Source organism: Komagataeibacter sp. FNDCR2 (genome assembly GCF_021295395.1).
Taxonomy (GTDB): domain Bacteria; phylum Pseudomonadota; class Alphaproteobacteria; order Acetobacterales; family Acetobacteraceae; genus Komagataeibacter.
The window spans coordinates 644,581-664,927 of the sequence record NZ_JAIWOU010000001.1 but is presented as its reverse complement, the minus strand read 5'-3'; the positions used below and the strand labels follow the sequence as shown (position 1 = coordinate 664,927).

The 20,347-nt window shown below is 65.7% G+C and carries 17 protein-coding genes; 8 read left to right on the top strand and 9 right to left on the bottom strand.

Annotation, left to right across the window (positions count from 1 at the left end; translation table 11 throughout):
• Positions 1-4: 4 nt before the first annotated feature.
• Positions 5-1,897: a cobaltochelatase CobT-related protein gene (locus LDL28_RS02995; protein ID WP_233057147.1), complete on the top strand. Its 1,893-nt coding sequence runs from the start codon at positions 5-7 to the stop codon at positions 1,895-1,897.
• A gap of 15 nt (positions 1,898-1,912) precedes the next feature.
• Here the strand turns inward: LDL28_RS02995 and LDL28_RS02990 are convergent, their stop codons facing one another.
• On the bottom strand, positions 1,913-3,346 hold the full coding sequence (locus LDL28_RS02990) for a pyridoxal-dependent decarboxylase (RefSeq protein ID WP_233057146.1): 1,434 nt from the start codon (positions 3,344-3,346) through the stop codon (positions 1,913-1,915).
• 169 nt (positions 3,347-3,515) lie between these two features.
• Positions 3,516-4,487 carry a bile acid:sodium symporter family protein gene (locus LDL28_RS02985; RefSeq protein WP_233057145.1) on the bottom strand — a complete coding sequence of 324 codons (972 nt, stop codon included), beginning with the start codon at positions 4,485-4,487 and terminating at the stop codon, positions 3,516-3,518.
• A gap of 88 nt (positions 4,488-4,575) precedes the next feature.
• Here LDL28_RS02985 and LDL28_RS02980 point away from each other — a divergent pair, with 88 nt between their 5' ends.
• Positions 4,576-5,514: a hypothetical protein gene (locus tag LDL28_RS02980; RefSeq protein ID WP_233057144.1), complete on the top strand. Its 939-nt coding sequence runs from the start codon at positions 4,576-4,578 to the stop codon at positions 5,512-5,514.
• A 99-nt stretch (positions 5,515-5,613) separates the two neighbouring features.
• On the opposite strand, the gene mfd is transcribed toward LDL28_RS02980, so the two are convergent.
• Positions 5,614-9,096, bottom strand: coding sequence for a transcription-repair coupling factor (mfd, locus tag LDL28_RS02975; protein WP_233057143.1), 3,483 nt, complete (start codon positions 9,094-9,096; stop codon positions 5,614-5,616).
• Positions 9,093-9,404 (bottom strand): succinate dehydrogenase assembly factor 2, encoded by a 312-nt coding sequence (locus LDL28_RS02970; protein ID WP_025812949.1) that lies wholly within the window; start codon positions 9,402-9,404, stop codon positions 9,093-9,095. The genes mfd and LDL28_RS02970 overlap by 4 nt, the downstream gene beginning before the upstream one ends.
• Positions 9,405-9,505: 101 nt before the next feature.
• Between LDL28_RS02970 and recG the strand changes: the two genes are divergently transcribed.
• Positions 9,506-11,668 carry an ATP-dependent DNA helicase RecG gene (gene recG, locus LDL28_RS02965; RefSeq protein WP_233059165.1) on the top strand — a complete coding sequence of 721 codons (2,163 nt, stop codon included), beginning with the start codon at positions 9,506-9,508 and terminating at the stop codon, positions 11,666-11,668.
• Here the strand turns inward: recG and LDL28_RS02960 are convergent.
• Positions 11,607-12,338: a TetR/AcrR family transcriptional regulator gene (locus LDL28_RS02960; protein ID WP_233057142.1), complete on the bottom strand. Its 732-nt coding sequence runs from the start codon at positions 12,336-12,338 to the stop codon at positions 11,607-11,609. The genes recG and LDL28_RS02960 overlap by 62 nt on opposite strands.
• A 376-nt stretch (positions 12,339-12,714) precedes the next feature.
• Here LDL28_RS02960 and LDL28_RS15655 point away from each other — a divergent pair, with 376 nt between their 5' ends.
• Positions 12,715-13,401, top strand: coding sequence for a cold-shock protein (locus LDL28_RS15655; RefSeq protein ID WP_305069280.1), 687 nt, complete (start codon positions 12,715-12,717; stop codon positions 13,399-13,401).
• 278 nt (positions 13,402-13,679) lie between these two features.
• Here the strand turns inward: LDL28_RS15655 and smpB are convergent, their stop codons facing one another.
• The 4 genes from smpB to LDL28_RS02930 all read right to left on the bottom strand — a co-directional run bounded on the left by smpB (position 13,680) and on the right by LDL28_RS02930 (position 16,776).
• Entirely contained in the window at positions 13,680-14,174 is a 495-nt protein-coding gene (gene smpB, locus LDL28_RS02945; RefSeq protein WP_102323604.1) for an SsrA-binding protein SmpB, read from the bottom strand.
• A gap of 4 nt (positions 14,175-14,178) precedes the next feature.
• Complete coding sequence (dapA, locus tag LDL28_RS02940) at positions 14,179-15,057, bottom strand: 4-hydroxy-tetrahydrodipicolinate synthase (protein ID WP_233057141.1); 879 nt, start codon at positions 15,055-15,057, stop codon at positions 14,179-14,181.
• 124 nt (positions 15,058-15,181) lie between these two features.
• Complete coding sequence (locus LDL28_RS02935; protein WP_233057140.1) at positions 15,182-16,027, bottom strand: prephenate dehydratase; 846 nt, start codon at positions 16,025-16,027, stop codon at positions 15,182-15,184.
• Positions 16,024-16,776, bottom strand: coding sequence for a 3-deoxy-manno-octulosonate cytidylyltransferase (locus LDL28_RS02930; RefSeq protein WP_233057139.1), 753 nt, complete (start codon positions 16,774-16,776; stop codon positions 16,024-16,026). Before LDL28_RS02930 ends, LDL28_RS02935 begins: the two co-directional genes overlap by 4 nt.
• Before the next feature lie 139 nt (positions 16,777-16,915).
• On the opposite strand from LDL28_RS02930, the gene LDL28_RS02925 reads away from it, so the two are divergent.
• The 4 genes from LDL28_RS02925 (at position 16,916) to LDL28_RS02910 (ending at position 20,339) form a co-directional block, all read left to right on the top strand.
• The gene (locus LDL28_RS02925) at positions 16,916-17,419 is read left to right on the top strand and encodes a cytochrome c family protein (RefSeq protein ID WP_233057138.1); all 504 of its coding nucleotides are present in this window, start codon (positions 16,916-16,918) and stop codon (positions 17,417-17,419) included.
• On the top strand, positions 17,419-18,234 hold the full coding sequence (locus LDL28_RS02920) for an inositol monophosphatase family protein (protein ID WP_233057137.1): 816 nt from the start codon (positions 17,419-17,421) through the stop codon (positions 18,232-18,234). Before LDL28_RS02925 ends, LDL28_RS02920 begins: the two co-directional genes overlap by 1 nt.
• An 86-nt stretch (positions 18,235-18,320) precedes the next feature.
• Positions 18,321-19,586 (top strand): phosphoglycerate dehydrogenase, encoded by a 1,266-nt coding sequence (gene serA, locus LDL28_RS02915; RefSeq protein ID WP_233057136.1) that lies wholly within the window; start codon positions 18,321-18,323, stop codon positions 19,584-19,586.
• 246 nt (positions 19,587-19,832) lie between these two features.
• The gene (locus LDL28_RS02910; protein WP_025813395.1) at positions 19,833-20,339 is read left to right on the top strand and encodes a hypothetical protein; all 507 of its coding nucleotides are present in this window, start codon (positions 19,833-19,835) and stop codon (positions 20,337-20,339) included.
• Positions 20,340-20,347 lie beyond the last annotated feature (8 nt).

The window sequence follows — 20,347 nt, the reverse complement described above, 5'->3', positions numbered from 1 at the left end:
AGGTATGCGAGAGAACAGGAAAAAAAACCCCTCCCCGGCGGCCGAGAACGAAGCCCGCATGGCCGAGCGGTTCAAGCGCGCGACCGTGGGCGCCGTGCGCGCGCTGGGCGGGCAGGCGCAGACGGAGGTCTCATTCCTCAACGGTCCCGTGCCGTCGGGGGTGTCCGTTACCGGCACGCATGTCCGCCTGCCCCATCCCGCACGCCAGATGACGGCGGCGGAGATGACCCGCATGCGCGGCGCCGCGGATGCCGCCGCCCTGCGCCTGCGCCACCATGACGAAGGGCTGCATGAAAGTGTCCGCCCCCCCGTGGGCGAGGCGCGTGAAGTCTATGACGTGCTGGAACAGGCCCGGGTGGAAAGCCTGGGCGCGCGGCACATGGCCGGTGTCGCGGCCAATCTTGATGCCCGTCTGGCGCAGGAATGCGCGGATCTGGGGCTGGACCGCCTGCCGGGCCATGACCGGCTGCCAACCCCGCTCGCACTCGGCCTGCTGGCGCGCGCGCGCATGTCCGGCCACCCTGTGCCGGCCGCCATGCGCGACCTCATGGCCGGGTGGGAAAAGACCCTGCCCCCCGCGGCGGGACGCGCGCTGGATGAAATGGTGGCGCGGCAGGACAGCCAGAAGGAGTTTGCACAGGCCGCGCGTCGCCTGCTCATGGCCTGCGACCTGCTGCCGCAGGACGTCCTGCCCGAGGAAGAGGCGGATGACGGCACGACCGAGGCCGACACCACCACCACCGAGGACGAGGACCAGACCGACGACACCACCCCCGAGCCGCAGGATGATGGCCCGGAGGAGGATGAGAACGCCCTGCCCATGCAGATGTCCCAGGGCGTGGGGGCCGGTGATGACGAACCGGAGGATGGCGAACAGGGCGGCGCGGCCAGCGGATCGGAAGAAGCAGGCGGCCCGGCCGAGGAAACCGCGCCGGAGGAAGACTTTACCCCCGTCTATCACGCCTTCACCACCGTGTTTGACGAGGAGATCGCCGCCGAGGATCTGTGTGACGCGGAGGAACTGTACCGCCTGCGCCAGACGCTGGACCAGCAGCTTGTAAGCATGCAGGGCGTCGTATCCAAACTGGCCAACAGGTTGCAGCGCAAGCTTATGGCGCAGCAGACGCGCGCATGGGAATTCGACCTGGAGGAAGGCATGCTCGATGCCGGGCGCCTGTCGCGCATCGTGGTCAATCCCATGCTTTCGCTTTCGTACAAACGTGAGCGGGACACGGAATTCCGCGATACGGTCGTTACCCTGCTGATCGACAATTCGGGATCCATGCGCGGGCGGCCCATCTCGGTCGCCGCGATGTGTGGCGACATCCTTGCCCGCACGCTGGAACGCTGCGCGGTGAAGGTGGAGGTGCTGGGCTTCACCACGCGGGCGTGGAAGGGCGGCCGGAGCCGCGAGGCATGGGTGGAAGCGGGCAAGCCCGCCAATCCCGGCAGGCTGAACGACCTGCGCCATATCATTTACAAGGCGGCGGACATGCCGTGGCGTCGCGCCCGGCGCAACCTCGGGCTGATGCTGCGGGAGGGACTGCTCAAGGAAAACATTGATGGGGAAGCCCTGCTCTGGGCGCAGCGGCGTCTGGCCGCGCGTGTGGAGGGGCGGCGTATCCTGATGGTGATTTCCGATGGCGCGCCGGTGGATGACAGCACGTTATCCGTCAATCAGGGTTCCTATCTGGAAAATCACCTGCGCGAGGTGATCGCCCATATCGAGACGCGCACCAGCACCGAGCTTCTGGCCATCGGCATCGGCCATGACGTGACACGCTACTACCGCCGCGCCGTGACCATTACCGACCCCGAGGAGCTGGGCGGCACCATGATGAAAAAACTCTCCGAACTGTTCGGGGAGGAAGCCGCCACCCGGCGCGGGGGGCGGTAATCCCCCCTGCCCGCATCAGGCGGGCACCAGCCTGCGATCGGCCAGTTCCAGCAGGGCTTCGAGCATCCGGTCCACATCCGCGTTGGTGGTGCGGTGGTTGACAATGGCCGCGCGCACCGCCTTGTGCCCGTTGATGATGGTGGTGGAAGGAGCGGCGACCCCGCTTTCATGCAGGTCTTTCACCACCTCCCCATTGAAGTGGTCGAGATCCGCCACCGGCGCGATGATACGGAAGCACACGATATTCAGCGTGACGGGGGCAAGGAGTTCCAGCCGGGGGCTGGCTTCCACCCGCCGGGCCAGGTGTTGTGCTATGGCGCAGCAATTTGCGATCATCCGGCCCATGCCGTCCGCACCGTACGTGCCCAGCGTCATCCACACCTTCAGTGCGCGGAAACCGCGCGACAGGTCGGGGCCGAGGTCGCAATACCATGGCGCGTTGGTGGCGAGGCCACGGTCCTCGCGGGCGAGATAGGCGCGGGACTGGGCGAAGGCGGCGGCCTGCGCGCCGGGCCGGCGGACAAGGATACAGCCCGCGTCATACTGGACCTGCGCCCATTTATGGAAGTCAAACGCCACGCTGTCGGCCCGGTCCAGACCGCGCAGCATGGGCCGCAACGTGTCGGACAGCATGGCCAGCGCGCCGAACGCGCCATCGACATGGAACCAGATGCCTTCCCGCGCCGCGATGTCCGCCAGCGCGTCCAGGTCGTCGATCGCGCCGGTATCCACCGTGCCCGCCGTGCCGATCACCATGAACGGTTCCAGCCCGGCCGCGCGATCGCGCGCGATCGCACGCTCCAGTTCCGGCAGGACCATGCGGTTCCTGTCATCAACCGGAATCACGCGCAGGCTGTCCGTGCCCAGACCGGTCAGGTCGAACGCACGCGAGATGCAGCCATGGGCGGTTGCGGCGGCGTATCCCACCAGCCTGCGCGTGCCCACGCCGCTGGCGCGCATGTCCAGCCCGTCCGGCACGGCGCGGCTGGCGGTAATGACCGCGATCATGTTCGCCATGGAGGAGCCGGTGACCAGCAGGCCCGATGTCTCGGCGGGGAAGCCGCACATTTCGGCCGCCCAGCGGATCACTTCGCGCTCGACCTCAATGGGGGCATGGTCACGCCCCCCGCAATTGGCGTTCAGGCCGCCCACCAGCAGCTCGGACAGCATGCCGACCGCCGTGCCGCCGCCATGCACCCAGCCCATGAAGCCGGGATGCACGTTGCCGGTGGAATACGGCTCCACCAGTTTACGGAAGCGGGCGTACAGCTCCGCGGGCGGGGTGGGGTCATGGGGCAGGCCGGTGCGCAGTTCCTCACGCAGGGGCGTGGGCATGGGCTGCCAGACGGGACGCTCGCGCAGGGTGGACAGGCGGTCGATCATGTCATCCACCATCTGGTGGCCCAGGGCCCGCAGCGTATCCCAGTTGTCCGGATCCAGTCCTGTCATCTTTCTCCACCATTCATGCAGTTGTCATGCCCCTGGGCACACCATGCGGCCTGTCTAGTGCCTACATACCGGGCCATGCCACTGTATGCGAGGGGCGATCGACATGAAGGCCATTTCAAAATCCACGGGGCCCGCGACACGGCATGTGTTCTGGCCCCGACCGTCATGGTCAGGGTTCAGCCGGTATCTGCTTCTCCGCCTGCGTGGCGAAGCGCCGGGCCAGGGTCGCGCATACGAAAAGCTGTACCTGATGATAGATCATGAGCGGCATCACGATCAGCCCGATATCGGAAGGCGAGAACAGCACGCTGGCGATCGGCACGCCAGAGGCCAGCGATTTCTTCGACCCGCAGAAAAGTATGGCGATCCGGTCGGCGCGGCCAAAGCCGCCCACGCGCGCCAGCAGATAGGCCAGCCCCAGCGCAAGGACCAGCACGCCCGTATCCATCACCACCACACGGCCGATCTGCGCGGGTGGCAGGCGGTGCCACAGGCCCTGGGTCACGGCCTCGCTGAAGGCGGTGTACACCACGACAAGGATCGACCCGCGATCGGAAAAGGCCAGCAGTTTCCTGTGTCGCTGGGCCCATCCGCCAATCCATGGCTGCGCGACCTGCCCGGCGATGAAGGGGACGAGCAGTTGCAGCACGATGGGCAGGATGCCGCCCCCGCCGCCCCCGGCACTGCGGTTGAACAGGAGCCCCACCAGCAGGGGGGTAAGGAAAATGCCCAGTATGTTGGAAAGCGTGGCCGAACAGATGGCCGCCGCCACGTTGCCCCGCGCGATGGAGGTAAAGGCGATGGAGGACTGCACCGTGGAAGGCAGGCAGCACAGGAACAGGATTCCCGTCCACATGGCGCTGTCCAGCATGCCCGGCAGCAGCCGGTGCAGCCCCATGCCCAGCAGCGGGAACATGACGAAAGTGCATGACAGGATGGCGAGATGGATGCGCCAGTGCGTGACCCCTTCCGCCACCGCGCGGCGCGACAGCCGCGCGCCCTGAAGGAAGAACATGTTCGCGATCATGATAATGGCGAGGGTATTGAACAGATTAACCCCCACCCCCCGGCATGGCGACACGCTGGCCAGTACCACGGTGGCCAGCAGGCAGAGCAGGAAAGTATCAATCTTGCGCAGCATGGGCAGCGGGCTCGGGCTGTATTATCATGGGACGGAAGTAGTATGCCCGATTGCGTCGCGGGCATAATCACGCCAACGTGTAAGGCACATGAAGAAATTATTCATAACCACCGTTCTCGCTACCCTGTCCTGCATGGGGGCGGCAAAGGCCACCGCCCTGCCCGAGACCTGCGCAAGGGTGCAGGTTACCGGGAGCAGCCAGCCCCATGGCGGCAGTGTTCTTTCCGGGCAGGGATATGATCTGGCGCTGGCGGGCGGCAGGACCAACCAGACCTTCCACGCCACCGATATCGCGGCCAGCGGCACGGGCATGGGGCAGCAGGCCCTGCGGGATATGGAGGATGTCGCCTCCCTCGTCCTGCTCGCGGTCATGACGGGGCATCATTCCGAGGGATGTGAACAGGCCTATTTCGCCTCCGCCGCCGCGCCGATCATGGACGGGCTGCGCGCGGGGGGCAGCTACGACCTGACGTGGCAGGGCGGCCTGCTGACCAATGGGGAGACGCGGCTGTCCTTCCGGCGCGCGCACCTGCATCTGGCGGGGGCGAAGAGCGATAGCGCACCGGCAACCGTAACGCTGGAGACACAGGGTGTCGGCATAACCGGATCACGCAATACGCTGCTGGTCAGCGCCCTGCCGCAACAGGCGACGGCCAGGGCGGCGGTGCCCAGCAGTTCGCTCGTACCGCTGGCCGAAGCCATAACCGGCCGCCCACCGGAAAACGTGATGGTGCCGCTGCATGTCTCGGCCCTGACGGCCCAGCGCGGGGCCATGCAGATTACCGGCAATGGCGACGCCAACCTGACCGGCCATACCGATGCATCTTCCGCCACCGGCCACATACTGGTGCAGAACCTCGACGCCGTGATCGACACCTTGCGCAATGCGGGCCAGACACGGGCCAGTGCGGCGCTGATCCTGGCCAAGCTGTTTGGCCACAAGTCGGCATCGGGCGGTACGTCGTGGGATGTAAGCTGGGAAGGCGGCGTGATGACCGTCAACCACATCCCGCTACCCATTCATTAGGGCGCATTCGCGACGGAGCATGCCCTGATGGGATGACGGGCCGTAAGGCCCGCCGTCCGTGTGTTTTCCCAGGCCACGGAACGGCCGCGTGGACGGTTTTCAGGCCGGAATGCCCGCATCCTCCCGCGCCAGCCCGACCAGTGCCGTCAGCACCCTGCGCGCCTGGGTTATGCGCTGGGCATTGGTCATTTCGCGTATGATGGCCAGCTTATGGTCGGGACGCAGGCGGACATTGGCTTCCTTCTGCCGGGCGATCCACGCCACCAGCCCCGCCGGGTTGGCGAAGGTGTTGCCCCGGAACTGGATGACCATGCCCTTGGGGCCGGCTTCCAGCCGTTCCACCCCCGCCGCGCGGCACATGCGCTTCAGCGTGACCACGTCCAGCAGGTTGCGGACCTCATCGGGCATGGTGCCGAAGCGGTCCACCAGTTCGGCTTCCATCGCCTCGACCTCGGCGTCGTTGGCCAGTGCCGCGATGCGCCGGTACAGGCTCAGGCGCACCGGCAGGTCGGTCACGTAGGTATCGGGTATCAGCACCGGCAGGCCCAGGATGATGTTGGGCGTCCAGTCGCGATCCTGCAGCCTGCGCCGTCCCTTTTCGGTGCGCAGGTCCGCGACCGCATCCTCCAGCATCTGCTGGTAGAGTTCGATGCCGACCTCACGGATATGGCCGGACTGTTCATCGCCCAGCAGGTTGCCCGCGCCGCGCAGGTCCAGGTCATGTGACGCCAGCGTGAATCCCGCGCCCAGCGTATCGAGCGTCTGCATCACTTCCAGCCGCTTCTGCGCCGCGGCCGAAAGCACGTGGGTTTGCGGCCATGTCAGGTAGGCATAGCCACGCTGCTTGCCGCGCCCGACCCGTCCGCGCAACTGGTAGAGCTGCCCCAGCCCGAACATGTCGGCCCGGTGGATGATGAGCGTGTTGACCGCAGGCATGTCCAGCCCGCTTTCCACAATGTTGGTGGACAGCAGGATGTCATATTTGCCATCGCTGAATTCGGTCATGACCCGTTCCAGCTCGGTGGGTGTCAGGCGACCATGGGCCTGCACCAGCCGGGCGTCGGGCACGATCTCGGCCAGGCGCGCGGCCATGCGGTCCAGATCCTCGATCCGGGGCACGACACAGAACACCTGCCCGCCACGGAAACGCTCGCGCTGGATCGCTTCACGTATCACCACGCTGTCGAACGGCATGATGAAGGTGCGTACCGCCAGCCGGTCGGTGGGCGGCGTTGCGATCAGGCTCATTTCCCGCACCCCGGTCAGGGCGAGTTGCAGCGTGCGCGGCAGCGGCGTGGCGGACAGGGTCAGGACATGCACGTCTTCACGCAGCGCCTTGAGCTTTTCCTTGTGCGCCACGCCGAAATGCTGCTCCTCATCCACGATCAGCAGCCCGAGATCAGCGAATTTGACCGTCTTGGCCAGCAGCGCATGGGTGCCGATCACGATATTGACCGTGCCATCGGCCAGCCCCTTGCGCACGGCGGTGGCCTCCTTGCCCGTGACCATGCGCGAAAGCTGCGCCACGTTGACAGGAAGCCCGGCGAAGCGCGCCGAAAAAGTACGGTAGTGCTGGCGCGCCAGAAGCGTTGTCGGCACCACCACCGCCACCTGCGCGCCGGACATGGCGGCGACGAACGCCGCGCGCAGGGCGACTTCCGTCTTGCCAAAGCCGACATCGCCGCAGACCAGCCGGTCCATCGGCTTGCCCGAAGCCATGTCATCGAGCACATCCGAGATGGCGCGGGACTGGTCCTCGGTCTCGATGAAGGGGAAGCGGGCGCAGAATTCGTCCCACATCCCGTCTTCGGGTGTCAGCGCCGGGGCTTCGCGCAGCGCGCGCGCGGCGGCGGTGCGGATCAGTTCACCCGCCATGTCGCGGATGCGCTGCTTCATCTTCGCCTTGCGCGACTGCCATGAGGTGCCGCCCAGCCGGTCCAGCGCCACATGCGCCTGATCCGAGCCGAAGCGGCTGAGCAGTTCGATATTCTCGACCGGCAGGAACAGCTTCTCGTTGCCGTCATAGATCAGGCGCAGGCAGTCATGCGGCGCGGCGCCGACGCCAATGGTTTCAAGCCCGTCATAACGGCCGATGCCATAATCCTGATGGACGATCAGGTCGCCTTCCGCGATTTCGGATGCTTCGGAAATGAACTGGTCGGCCTTCTTGCGGCGGCGCGGCGGGCGCGAAATCCGCTCACCCAGCAGGTCCTGTTCGGACACGAAGGCGACGTTATCGGCCACGAAGCCCCGGTCCAGACCCAATGTCAGCAGGCCCACCGTGCCGGGGCGCATCTTGCGGGCTTCGTCCCATGTGGCGAAGGTCTGCACCGGCAGGCGGTATTCGCGCAGCAGCACGCCAATACGCTCGCACGATCCCCGGCTCCATGCCGTGACATAGACGCGCCGGCCGGTCTGCGCCCACTCATCCACCCGCGCATGCAGCATGGGGAAGACGTTTTCACGCCCCTCGGTCACGGTCTTGGCGAACATCTGGCCGGGCCTGCCGCCCGCGTCCATGCCCGGCGCGCCATCGGGCTGGGCAAAGGGCATGAACACCACCGCTTTCTTGCCGCTGATCATCGCATCCCACCCCTTGCGGTCGAGATACATGAGATGCGGCGGCAGCGGGCGGTAGGGTACCTCCCCCTCCCGCGTGGGCTGTTTGCGGGCGTCGAAGTGGTCCGCGATCATTTCCAGCCGGGCGGCCAGCACTTCCTGCGCCTGGTTGGCGAGCGAGATGGAAACGCCGGGCAGGTAGTCCACCAGCGTTTCCATATGTTCATGGAACAGGGGCAGCCAGTGTTCCATCCCCGCGTGGCGCCGTCCCTCGGATATGTGCTGGTACAGCGGGTCACTGGCGGCGGCGGGGCCGAACAGGTCGCGCCAGCCGGTGCGAAAGCGCGATATGGAGGCGGGATCAAGGCTGAAGTCAGCCACGGGCCGCATGGTCAGGCTGTTGATCTTCGCGGTGGAAAGCTGGGTGCCGGGGTCGAAGCGGCGGATGTTCTCCACCTCGTCGCCAAACAGGTCGAGGCGTACCGGCTCGCCCTCACCTGCGGGAAAAATATCGAAAATGCCGCCACGTGTGGCGAACTCGCCTTGGTCCATCACCGTATCGGTGCGGTTGTAGCCGTGGGCGACCAGCAGTTCCATAAGGAACGGCGCATCCAGGCTTTCGCCCGTCTTTATCGTTATCGACTGCCCCGCGAACGCCGCGCGCGGGGCCACGCGCTGCACCAGCCCGCTGACCGTGGTCAGCACGATGCGCGGCGCCGTGCTTTTTTCAAGCAGGCGGGTCAGGGTCGCCACCCGTTCCGCCACGATGGCGGGGTTGGGGGAGACACGATCATACGGCAGGCAGTCCCAGCCGGGAAAACGCAGGATTTCCGCCTTTGGCGCGACAAAGCCCAGCAGGTCCGCGATGCGCGCCATGCCCGCGTCATCGCGGCAGACATGCAGCACGGGCCCGTCATGCTCATCCATCCGGCGGGCCAGAAGGAAGGCGTCATACCCGTCGGGCACGCCCCATACGGGCACCGGCGCGCCGGGCGCCAGCGAGAATCCCGCCGTATCGTTCATCTTCCGCCCCGGATCGCCGCAAGACGCGCGGGGTCGGTGGCGTCGGCCATGATTTCACGCATCATGGGCGTATCAAGTCCGGGCGGTACGGGGCGGCGGCCGCTCAGCCAGTCCGCCAGGTCGGCATCGGGCAGGTCCATCACTTCCTCCAGCGCGTCAAGCTGGGCATCCGTCATGGTTTCGAGCCGGGGGGCGACGAACCCGCCGATCAGCACGTCCGTTTCATGTGTGCCACGATGCGTGGCGCGGTAATATATCCGCCGCCGCCGTGTATCCAGGCGCGAGAGATCAGGAGTCATGGCTTCCATTGCGTTCCACCCCGTAATGGTTGTGTTTTGTTCCGTAACGCAGGTGTCCTATAGCCCTCATGCGGGCATCTGTCAGCCCGTATGACCACCCTATGACACAGATGCTACCCCGCAGGATAAACCACCGCGTGCCCGATACGACCACCCTGCCCGCCCCGACCGTTCTTGCCCCGCTGCTGGCCGGTATTGAAAGCCTGAACGGGGTCAGACCCGCCACGGCGCGGCTGCTGGCGCGCGCGGCTTCCGGCCCGCGTGTGATCGACCTTCTGTTCCACCTGCCGGAATCCGTGGTGGACCGGCGTTACCGCCCCACCCTGCGCGCGGCGGAAACGGGGCGCGTATGCACGCTTCACGTCACGATCACGCGCATCGTGCCCCCCGCGCCCGGCGGGGCGCGCGGCAGGCGGCCATGGCGGGTACAGGTCAGCGATGGCACGGCGGAGGCCGAACTGGTCTTTTTCTCCCCCCATCAGGCCCGCAGGCTGGAGACAGGGCAGGAAATATGCGTATCGGGCATGCTGGAGCGTTTTGGCGACCGGCTGAACATGGCCCACCCCGATTATCTCGTCCCCGCCGCGCGCGCGGGTGAAATCCCGCTGCTTGATCCCGTCTGGCCGCTGACGGCGGGGCTGTTCCCCGGTCAGGTGCGTGCGGCCATCAGGGCGGCGTTCGATATTTTTCCCGACCTGCCCGAATGGCAGGATGCAAGCGTGCTGGCGGCGCGCAAGTGGCCGGGTTTCGAGCAGGCGCTGCGCACGCTGCACCGGCCATGTGATTTTCCCGAACTGCTGGAGGGCGCGGCACTGGTGGCCGCGTCGGAACGGGCGCGGGCGCGGCTGGCCTGTGACGACCTGCTGGCCCAGCAGGTGTCCATGGCGCAGGCGCGCAGGCTGAACCGGCTGCGGCCAGGGCGGGCCATCGTGGCCGATGGCAGCCTGCGTGGCGTCGCCCTGTCGCGCTTCGGGCATGAACCGACCACGGCGCAGATTCGCGCGCTGGCGGAAATCGACGCCGATCTTGCCGCGCCAAGGCAGATGACCCGGCTTTTGCAGGGGGACGTGGGGGCGGGCAAGACACTGGTGGCGCTTCTGGCCATGCTGGGCGCGGTGGAGGCCGGGCATCAGGCGGCCCTGATGGCACCGACCGAGATCCTCGCGCGCCAGCACCTGGCCACCTTCACCCGGCTTTCCCCCGTGCCGGTCGCGTTCCTGAGCGGCAGCGTGAAGGGCAAGGCCCGGCGCGAGGCACTGGCCATGATAGCCGATGGCACGGCCCGGCTGGTCATCGGCACGCATGCCCTGTTTCAGGAGCGCGTGGTGTTTGCCGATCTGGCGCTGGCGGTGATTGACGAGCAGCACCGCTTTGGCGTGGAGCAGCGCGCCATGCTGGGTGAAAAAGGCCCCCGGACGGACGTGCTGGTCATGACCGCGACCCCCATTCCGCGCAGCCTGCTGCTGACGCAGTGGGGGGACATGCTGGTCAGTCGGCTGGACGTGAAGCCCGCCGGGCGCAAGCCGGTGCGGACCTCGCTCCATGCGCTGTCAGCCATGGGGGATCTGCTGGTGGGCATGGAACGCGCGCTGGCGCGCGGCGCGCGGATTTTCTGGGTCTGCCCGCTGGTGAGTGAGAGCGAGACCACCGACATCGCCGCGGCCGAGGCCCGGTACGCCGCGCTGGCCGCGCATTTTGGTCCCGCGCAGGTGGGGCTTGCCCACGGGCAGCAGGACATCGCGGTGCGTGAACAGGCCATTGCCGATTTCGCGGCGGGAAAGACCCGTATTCTCGTGGCGACGACGGTGATCGAGGTAGGCGTGGACATACCCGACGCCACGGTCATGATTATCGAACATGCCGAGCGTTTTGGCCTGGCCCAGTTGCACCAGCTCCGTGGGCGCGTGGGGCGGGGACGGGCTGAATCCTACTGCCTTTTGCTGCATGACAGCGCGCTGGGCCAGACCGCCCGGCGCAGGCTGGCGCTGCTGCGTGAAACGGATGACGGCTTTCTCATCGCCGATGAGGATTTCCGCCTGCGCGGCGGGGGCGACCTGACCGGGCGCAGGCAGTCCGGCATGCCGGACCTGCGGCTGGCCAGCCCGCTGCATGTGGATATGCTGCTGCGCCTCGCCGCGCAGGACGCCCGGCGGATCGTGGATACTCCCGCGCGCGACGCCCCGCCCGCGCTGCGCGCGCGCAGGCCCGCAATCAGCCTGCTGCTGGATCTGTTTTCACGCGCGCAGGCGGTTCGGGCGATACGGGCGGGATAGTGCCGCCCGGATCGGGCGAAGCCACCCCCAGCAGGGTTGCCGCCTGCGCGAAAAAGAAGGTTGCGAACAGGTCGAGCGCCGCAGGCCCGTGTTCCACCCGCGCGCGCAGCACCGCGCCTTCCCACCCGATCCAGAAATAGCGTGCGAGCTGGGCACAGAGCTGCTTTTGCCCATGGTCCGGCGTGGTGCCGTACACCTCCAGCAGGCAATCGGTCACGCGGCGTTCCCAGCCGTTCAGAATCGCGCAGAGCAGGACATTGAACGATTCGGGCAGAATATCGACTTCATGGCCGAGATTGCCGATCAGGCACCCCCGGCGGAATGCGTGGCGCTGCATGCCGTCGCGGGCGTCATGGACGAAATTGAGCAGCCTGCGCAGCGGCGGAAGCGTGCCATCGCCCAGGCAGCGGTCGATCCGGGCGTTGAAATGGCTGGCATAACTCTCGATCAGGATGCGACCGAACGCCTGCTTGCTGTCGAAGCAGGCGTAAAACGAGCCCTTTGAAATTCCGGTCGCGTTCAGCACGTCATCCACGCGGGTGGAGGAAAAGCCTTTTTCCGTCAGCAGCTCCACGCCCGCCCGGACCAGCATGCCGCGCGTGCCCTCGGGCGCGCGGGCTGTCTTGGGCGGGCGACCACGACCACGGCGGGGGGGCGATGTATCAGACATTGCACGATATTCTTATCAGCTAGGGAGCATGTGACGCAGGGCGTTCCCCCCATAATGTGCGCCGGCGGCGAAATGCAAGAATAATTCCTGAATTTAATTTGCAGCTTTTCGCCGCCATGCCGGTGTGCCCGCGCGCTCACAAAACTGTTCATATGCGAGAATTCTTGTGCAACCAAAGGCGGGAATATGCTTTGGTGTTGTTGATGCCGATGCGATTTATGCTAGGGTCACCGCAGGACGGAGAATGTTATCCTGAGCCGGGCCGCCTAAACCACGGTGAGCGCCAGAAAGGCTGATCTCCATCCTGCAAACGTGCTTTCATTCGGTGGTGTTCCCGCAGGGGATATCCGCCACCTAGACCTCGGGATTACGACCGTTGAGAAGTAACAGGACCGACCGCAGCTCCCGCTCCCCGCGCCGCGGCGGATTTGACGATGATTTCATGTCATCGCCTTCATTTGGTGATCGCGGCGCCCCGCCGCCCCGCCGTTCCTTTGGTGGCGGAGGCGCTGGTCCCCAGATCGTCGCATCCGGCCCGGAGATTGGCGCCACTGTAAAGTGGTTCAATAGCGAGAAGGGCTTCGGCTTTGTCGAGCTGTCCGACGGATCGGGTGACGTGTTCCTGCACGCCAACGCCCTGAACCCGACCGGGCATGCCACGGTCGCGCCGGGAACCACGCTGGTGGTGCAGATCGGCCAGGGGCCCAAAGGTCGTCAGGTCGCAGCCGTCCTTTCCGTTGACGAAAGCACGGCCCAGCCCGAGCGTCCCCGTGGTGGTGGCTTCGGCGCGGCCGCGCCCGGCCCGCGCGGCGGTTTCTCCCGCTCCGGTCGCCCGGCCCCGGACCTGTCGCATGCGCAGGACATGCGCGGCACGGTCAAGTGGTACAACGCCACCAAGGGCTTCGGTTTCATCACGCCGGAAAACGGTGGCAAGGACATTTTCGTCCACGCTTCCGCGCTGGAGCGTTCGGGCCTGTCCGGCCTGACCGAAGGCCAGACGGCAAACGTGCAGGTTGTCGAGGGCCAGAAAGGCCCCGAAGCAGCCGCCCTGTCGGTGGACTGATTTTCCGCCCCGACCCATTGCGCCCTGTGGGGCGCGGTGGGGAAGGATGAACGGATGTAAGAACAGGGCTGTTCCCGCTGGGATAGCCCTGTTTTTTATTGCCTGCTTGCCAAAATGGAGAGCGGGACAGCGCGATGTTCCGAAATCTGGCGCGAGAGGTCGCGGAGAACCGATGGCGTCCCCTCTCCTTCTTTTTTCAAAATGCGGCGTTTCCTGTAGGCGTGCTTATGATTTGCAGGCTGTCCACCGGGCGGGCTTTTCAGGTGGCCGCTTGCGGGTCAATCCTCGCGGCCACGATTGCGTAGCAGGCGGGCCTTGTCGCGTTGCCAGTCGCGCTCGGCGATCGCGTGGCGTTTATCGGCTTTCTTGCGCCCCTCGCCCACGCCGAGTGTCAGCTTCGCCAGGCCACGGCTGTTGAAGTGGATGTCCAGCGGCACAAGTGTCACGCCATCACGCGCGACCTCGCCCAGCAGTTTATCCACCTGTTTTTTATGCAGCAGCAGCTTGCGCGGCGCGCGTGGCTCGAATCGGGACAGCACGCCGCCCTGATATTCGGGAATATAGCTGTTGATCAGCCATAGTTCGCCATTGCGCTCCCCGGCATAGGCCTCGTTTATGGTGGCGCGGCCCATGCGCAGGCTCTTGACCTCAGGCCCCTTCAGCACCAGCCCGGCCTCCACCGTTTCGACGATGGTGTAATTGAACCGGCCTTTGCGGTTCTGCGCGGCGATTCCTGTCGAAATCATGCCGCTACCCTTGTTCCTGGCTGCCATGGGTTCAGTCCAGCAGCCCGACGGCGGAGAGCGCGGCCTTTACCTTTTCCCGTCCCGCATCGCTGAGCGGCGCCAGCGGCAGGCGGCATGTCTCGCCCATAAGGCCCAGCACGCTTGCAGCGAACTTGACCGGCACGGGATTGCTTTCACAGAACAGGGCGTCGTGCAGCGGCAGCAGGCGGTCCTGTAGTTCCATGGCCTCCATCGTGCGGCCATCCGTCCAGCTCTGCTGCACCTGCGCGCATAGCGCCGGGGCGACATTGGCGGTGACGCTGATGCAGCCATCCCCCCCGGCGGCAAGGAACGAGACGGCGGTGCCGTCCTCCCCCGATATCTGGTTGAAGGGCTTCTTCACCGCCCGGCGCACCAGCAGCGGGCGCAGCAGGTTGGCCGTGGAATCCTTAACCCCGATGATGTTGGGGTGCAGGGCCAGGCGCGCCATCGTCTCGACCGAGATGTCGATAACGGACCGGCCGGGAATATTGTACAGGATAAGGGGAATGCCGATGGCGTCGGCCACGGCCATGAAATGGCGGTAAACCCCTTCCTGTGTCGGCTTGTTGTAATAGGGGGTTACGACCAGCACGCCAGACGCCCCGGCCTGTTCCGCCCGCTTCGCCATCGCCACGGCCTCGGCGGTGCTGTTGGAGCCCGCCCCGGCTATGACCGGCACGCGCCCCGCCACCGATTTTATGGTGAACTCCACCACTTTTTCATGTTCATCATGTGTCAGTGTCGGGCTTTCGCCCGTGGTGCCGACCGGGACCACGGCGGATGTGCCCTGCTGGACCTGCCAGTCGATAAAGCGGCTCATGGAGGGCAGATCCAGTGATCCGTCCTCGTTCATGGGGGTGATAAGGGCGGTAATGGAACCCTTGAACATGCTTGTTTCCACCTGGATCGTGTGTCCTGCTACGCATGTGCCGGGGGGCAGCACATGCTTAATGCTTATATATGGTACTTATACAGGCTGCGGCACAGGGGGCAAAATCCGGCCGCCCGCCCGTTCAGGTTCCGCGCCGGAAGGGGGAGCCGGGATAGACGCCCAGTATCTCCTGCTGTTCCGAAAAAAATGAAAGTTCACGCAGCGCCTCGGCCAGGGGCGGCGCTTCGGGGTGGCCTTCCACATCCATCAGGAACTGCGTGGCCGAGAACGATCCCTCCAGCATGTAGCTTTCCAGCCGGGTCATGTTCACGCCCGTGGTGGCGAACCCGCCCAGCGCCTTATATAGCGCGCCGGGCTGGTTGTTGACACGGAACAGCAGCGTGGTCAGGAACCCCGGCGCGGGCGGGGGCAGTTCGGTCGGCCTGCGCGATGCGATATAAAAGCGCGTGGTGTTGTGGTCCGCGTCTTCCACATTGCGGCGCAGGATTTCAAGGCCGTTGAGTTCCGCCGCCAGGGCGGAGGCCACGGCCACATCCTCCCTGCGGTTCCACGCCCGCACCATTTCCGCGGCGCCAGCGGTATCGAACTCCACCACCGGCTCCAGCCCCAGCTCGGCAATGATGCCACGCACCTGCGCCATCGCGACCGGGTGGGTATGCACCCGCCGCGCATCCGCCAGCGTGCTGCCCGGAACGCCCAGCAGGCAGTGTTCCACGCGCTGGAAATGTTCGCCCACGATGAACAGCCCCGCCTGCGGCAGCAGGGCGTGGATGTCGGGCACGCGGCCCGCCAGGCTGTTCTCGCATGCCAGCATGGCCAGTTCGGCGCGGCCGTCATGCACGGCGGCGATGGCCTGCCCGAAGGTCTGGCATGGCAGGGTGGTCCAGCCGGGGCGGGCCTGCCGGCACGCCAGATCCGAATACGCGCCGGGCCTGCCCTGAAAGGCGATGATGCCCGTGCCACTCATGCCACGGCTCCCGGCACGGCGCGGGCGCGTTCAAGGTCGGCCGGTGTGTCCACGCCGAACGGCGCGCTGGGGATGCGTGCGCAGCCTATGGTCATGCCCGCCTCCAGCGCGCGGAGCTGTTCAAGTTTTTCACGTTTTTCCAGGTCACTTTCAGGCAGGCCGACAAAGCGGGCAAGGGCCGCGCGGCGATAGGCGTATATGCCCACATGGTGCCATAGCGGCCCGTGCCCCCATGGTATGGGCATGCGTGAAAAATAGAGCGCGCGGGCTGTATCCGCCATCTCCCCCGCCGCGTCATGGCCGAAGGCGCAGGCGGCCTTGACCACGGACTCCGCCATGGCCTCGGCCCTGTCCCGTACGGGGGCGACAAGGGTTGCGATGTCGATGGTGCTGTCAGCCAGCGGGCGCAGCACCGCGCGCAGGCAGGCGGGGTCCACGCCGGGCAGGTCGCCCTGAAGGTTGATGACCGTATCATACGCGCCCGCGGGGTCCAGTTTCTGGAGCGCGTGCCAGATGCGGTCGGAGCCCGAGGGCAGGTCCGGTTCGGTCAGGATGGCGGTACCCCCCGCGCGCTGTACGACGGTGGCGATTTCCTGCTCGGCCGTGGCGACCGCCACGGGGCCGACACCGGCGGCGCGCGCGTGGTCGAGCACATGCACGATCATCGGGCGCCCGGCTATGTCGGCAAGCGGTTTTCCCGGCAGCCGGGTCGAGGCCATCCGGGCCGGAATCAGAACAATGGGCTTCATGGGATCTGGGTCTGGGCCATCCGTAATCTGTGGCGGTGGCAGGGGCCGTCCGCCGCCCGGCATGCTTCACACAGGGCGCGCGGCAGTCTAGGTAAGGAGCGGTTTTCATGCAACCGTATGGGAAGGACACCGAAATTCCATGAACAGTGCCAGCCTTAACCAGATCGGGGCGGCCTGCCTCATTGCCGCGCTGGCGGTAGGGACAAGCTGGGGTGTCGCCCATACGGCGGTGCCCGAACCGCTGCCGGCCAGGCCCGGGGTGGCCATTCCCCATCCGGCGGCGCCGGCGGGTGCTTCCATCGATGATCTGGTGGCGAAGGCCAGCGTGGAAAAGGGCCGCGCCATTGCCGAGCGGCAGTGCACCATGTGCCACAGCCTCGCGCCGCATGGCCCCGCCATTATCGGGCCGGACCTGTTTGGTGTGTTCGGTACGCATGTGGGGGATATTCCGGGCTACGAATTCTCCGAGGCGCTGAAGGCGCACAGGGACGAGACATGGACCAACACGACCCTGTCCACATGGCTTGCGGGTCCGTCCGATTACGCGCCGGGTACCAAGATGTCCTTTTCGGGCATCGCGTCGGAAACGGAACGGGCGGACGTGATCGCCTATCTGCGCTCCCTGCATGAGGACACGCCCTGATGCCCGACCTGCCCGCCGGTTTCGCGCGTGACGACGTGCTGGAGGCCGCCATGGCGGCGGCCGATGTGGCGCGGACGGTCGTGCTGCCGTTTTTTCGCCGTGGCATTGCGGCGGATGACAAGGGCGACAGCAGCCCCGTGACCATGGCCGACCGTACGGCGGAACGCGCGATTCGGGCCGTGCTGTCCGAACGCCTGCCCGGTTTTGGCATAATGGGGGAGGAATTCGGCCTTGAAGGCGGTGAAAGCCCCTATCGCTGGGTGATCGACCCGGTGGATGGCACGCGCGCCTTCCTGACCGGACGCCCGACCTTCGGCACGCTGATCGCCCTGCTGCATGAGGACGTGCCCCTGCTTGGCGTGATCGACCAGCCGGTCACGGGGGAGCGGTGGATCGGCCTGCGTGGGGAGCCGACGCGCTATGTTTCCGCCCTTGCGGGGCGGGCGGGTACGCGGCGCTGTGGTGATGTGGCGCGCGCCGAACTGTCGTGCACCGCGCCGGAAATACTCGATGCGCCGCACCGGCCCGGCTTTGACGCGCTGGCGGGCGCGGTCAAGCGTACAAGCTGGGGCGGTGACTGCTACGGCTACGGGCTGCTGGCGCTGGGGCAGATCGACATCATTGCCGAATGCACCATGAAAATATGGGACTGGGCAGCGCTTGTGCCGGTGGTCGAGGGGGCTGGCGGCTCCATGACCGACTGGGCGGGCCAGCCTCTGCGCGCCGATGGGGATGGCACCGTTCTGGCGCTGGGCGACGGGAGGCTTCTCCCCCGCGTGAGCGCCCTGCTTGCCGCGCCCGGTCTCGCGGGCTAAATGCGTATTCACATTTTCTCTAGCGATGGCGCGGGCGATCGGATAGGGACGAGCCACCTTGACCGTACAGAGCGGGAGCGTACGATATGACCAGTCATTCCAACGGCCACCTTTCCCTTCCCAAGGACAAGATCCGTATCCTGCTGCTTGAAGGCATTCATGACAGCGCCGTCAACCTGCTCAAGGAAAACGGATACGAGAATGTCACACGCCTGAAAACGGCGCTGGAAGGCGAAGCCCTGCAAAAGGCGCTGGAAGGCGTGCATATCGTGGGGATCCGCTCACGCACGCAGTTGACGCGCGAAGTGATTGAGCAGGCCGACCGCCTGATCGCCATCGGCTGTTTCTGCATCGGCACCAACCAGGTTGACCTGGGCGCCGCGCGGGAAGCGGGTATTCCCGTGTTCAACGCGCCGTACAGCAACACGCGCTCCGTGGCCGAACTGGTCATGGGTGAGATCGTGATGCTGATGCGCCGCATCTTCCCCAAATCCGAGGAATGCCATGCCGGTGTGTGGAAGAAATCCGCCACCAATAGCTGGGAAGTGCGCGGCAAGACGCTGGGCATCGTGGGGTATGGCTCCATTGGCTCGCAGCTTTCCGTGCTGGCGGAAGCCTTCGGCATGCGCGTGTTCTATTACGATGTGATTGACAAGCTGGTTCACGGCAACGCCACGCCGGTCGATACGCTGGAGCACCTGCTGGGCCAGAGCGATGTGGTCAGCCTGCACGTGCCCCAGACGCCCGAGACCAAGGGCATGATCGGGGAAGCCCAGATCCGCGCGATGAAGAAGGGCTCCTTCCTCATCAACAACGCGCGCGGCAATGTGGTGGATCTCGACGCGCTGGCGGCGGCGATCAAGGACGGCCACCTGCTGGGGGCTGCGATCGACGTGTTCCCCAAGGAACCGAAGCAGGCGGGCGAGGCGCTGGAAACCCCGCTGCGTGGCCTTGATAACGTCATTCTCAGCCCGCATATCGGTGGTTCCACGGCGGAAGCGCAGGAGCGCATCGGCGTGGAAGTGGCGCGCAAGCTGGTGGAATATTCCGATATCGGCTCCACGCTGGGTGCCGTGAACTTCCCCACCGTGCAGTTGCCCGAAAACCCGCACGGCACGCGCTTTATGCATGTGCACCGGAACGTGCCGGGCATCATGCTCCAGATTAACGAAATCTTCTCCTCGGAGTCCTGCAACATCACCGCGCAGTACCTCCAGACAGCGGGGGAACTGGGTTATGTGGTGGTCGAGGCCGATACCGGCCGCGATGTGGAAAAGGACAACCGCATCCTTGACCGCCTGCGTGAACTCAAGGGCACGCTGCGCGCCCGCCTGCTCTACAAGCAGGTGTAAGCAGCTTTACACGGCGTAGGAAAAAGGGGGCATGTCGATGGGCATGCCCCCTTTTTTGTCCTGCATCCCGCCGGATGCTGCGCGGGCGTGGGAACATGGCCATCCATGGCGCTTCATGCTAGGGCTGGAAGCAGGCATGCCGTTATGTTCCATGGTTCGCAATGCACCGGCATGCAGGCCGGGAATGGTTAATTTTACAGGGTTTTCTACAGTGTGCGGTGATGTGGGCCTTTACGGGGGCAACCAGTGATCTGGGGTGATTTCCAGGCGGTGATCCAGCTTTCGGCGGGTCTGAATGTCGCCATTCTCAGCTTTGTCGATATCAGCCTGCCTGCGATCAAGGAACGCAGGCGCGTTTTCGCCAAGGCCCGGCAGGAACTTGAACTGCACCGGGGCGGCACCGAACACCAGCACCCGGATGAGGCCGAGGCCTACGCGGCGGCCGTGCAGGAAATGGACCGCAAACTGTTCATGCTGTGGCAGGAATCGTCCACCTTCATCCGGGAAGAAGAGTCTCTCATCCGTTCAACCGGCGTGCTTGGCGTCATCGGCGCGGTGCTGAGCCTGGGGCTGCTGTGGTACTCCGCCGAACATTACAGCGGCGAAATCTCCCTTATGGGGCGGTTCCTGATCATCCTGTCCTTCTGCTCGCTGCTCGGGGCTTTCCTGATCAATTTCATGACCGCGTCACAGGCGGGCGTGTTTACCAAGAAATGCAATACCATCCGCGAGGAAATGCATAATCGCCTGTAACCGCGCGG